The sequence below is a fragment of the Beijerinckia sp. L45 genome, from assembly GCF_009765775.1.
Lineage (GTDB): Bacteria > Pseudomonadota > Alphaproteobacteria > Rhizobiales > Beijerinckiaceae > RH-AL1.
In genome coordinates, this window is the sequence record NZ_LMUU01000149.1 from 26,080 (window position 1) to 27,221 (window position 1,142).

A 1,142-nucleotide genomic window follows, 5' to 3' on the forward strand; every position below is an offset into this window, starting at 1 on the left:
TCGATCTCGGTGGTGTGTGCCGCGTGCGTGTCGATGCCGGCGTTGATGCCGATGCGCTTGCCCGCGTCATTGACGTACTGGAGCCGGCGATGATCGCCTTCCCAAGTGGCGTGCGTGTGTGGCTGGCGACCGGGCACACCGACATGAGGAAGGGCTTCGATGGCCTGTCTCTGCTGGTCCAGGAGACGCTGAAGCGCGACCCCCATGATGGGCATTTGTTCGTCTTTCGCGGGCGTCGTGGCGACTTGATCAAGGTCATCTGGCACGATGGCCAAGGCATGTGTTTGTTCTCGAAGCGGCTGGAGCGCGGCCGCTTTCTCTGGCCATCGGTGGCCGACGGGACAGTGACGATCTCCTCGGCGCAGCTCGGCTATCTGCTCGATGGGATCGATTGGCGGGCGCCCCAGAAGACGTGGCGTCCGCACGCGGCGGGATAGTTGTGCATAGCCTTGGCGATGGCTCCCATGCCAAGCGTATTCGTGATTCTTTGAAAGGGTGAGCACGCCCTTTGAATCGCTTCCGACAGACCTTGCCGCGGCCCATGCGATGATCCTCGCAGAGCGGGCCGCCCGGGACGTCGAACGCCAGGCCAGACTGGCCGCGGAGCTTGCGATCGCCAAGGCACACGCGGACCACGTCGTGCTTGCCCTCGAACTCGAACGGCTCCGTTTCCAGTTGGCCAAGGCGCGGCGCGAGGCTTTCGGCCAATCGTCCGAGTCGGGCGCCAGGATTGGCCAACTCGAACTCGCACTCGAAGACATCGAGGAGACGCTCGCCGCGATCCGCGTCATCGAAGAGACTGCCGAGGACGACACCACGGTCGCGGCCCTCAGCCGCCGCAAACCGGCGCGCCGCCCTCTGCCAGAGCATCTGCCGCGTGTTCGCCACGTCTATCCCAGCCCGTCGGCATGCCCGTGCTGCGCCGGCCGCCTGCACAAGCTCGGCGAGGACATCACCGAGACACTCGAACGCGTTCCCGCGCGCTGGTTCGTTCGCCAGCACGTCCGCGAGAAGTTCTCCTGCCGAACCTGTGAGGCGATCACCCAGCCGCCCGCGCCGTCGCACCCAATCGCGCGTGGCTGTACCGGCCCGATGCTGCTGGCCGAGATCGCCTACGGCAAGTTCTGCATGCATCTGCCGCT

Annotated in this window: 2 protein-coding genes; both read left to right on the forward strand. The window is 65.7% G+C overall.

Annotation, left to right across the window (positions count from 1 at the left end; genetic code table 11):
• On the forward strand, nucleotides 1-437 hold a 437-nt coding region (gene tnpB, locus GSQ79_RS16000), incomplete at its 5' end, for an IS66 family insertion sequence element accessory protein TnpB (protein ID WP_368669946.1).
• Between the two features lie 109 nt (nucleotides 438-546).
• On the forward strand, nucleotides 547-1,142 hold a 596-nt coding region (locus tag GSQ79_RS29010), incomplete at its 3' end, for an IS66 family transposase zinc-finger binding domain-containing protein (RefSeq protein ID WP_210253108.1).